The 271-nt window shown below is 60.9% G+C and carries 1 protein-coding gene; it reads right to left on the bottom strand.

Translation table 11 applies throughout. The features are described from left to right. Window positions 1-254 (bottom strand): type VI secretion system tip protein VgrG (gene vgrG, locus OOT08_RS18850; protein ID WP_325094436.1); only part of this gene is annotated, 254 nt, incomplete at its 3' end. Between the last annotated feature and the right edge of the window lie 17 nt (window positions 255-271).

Below are 271 nucleotides of genomic sequence, written 5' to 3'. Positions count from 1 at the left end.
ATCACTTCCTGGCCCACCCGTGGTATCGCGATATTACCGAACCCCGGGCCAGCCCAAGCCTGCACCACACGTATCCAGCATGAGCTGTTTTCGTTCTCTGGGTTGTAGCGATCCCAGTTGAATTTCACCCGCACACGGCCATACTCATCACAGAAGATCTCCTCTCCGGCCGGGCCTGTCACCACCGCACTCTGTGGGCCATCCACACTGGGCTTGGTACAGGGCGTCGGCCGCCACGTGCGATCGGCGGGAATGGCCTGAAACCGGTTGC

This window comes from Leucobacter sp. M11 (assembly GCF_035726885.1).
GTDB lineage: Bacteria > Actinomycetota > Actinomycetes > Actinomycetales > Microbacteriaceae > JAPFRB01.
Note: the sequence above shows the minus strand (reverse complement) of the source record. Positions and strands in the feature narration are given on the sequence as shown.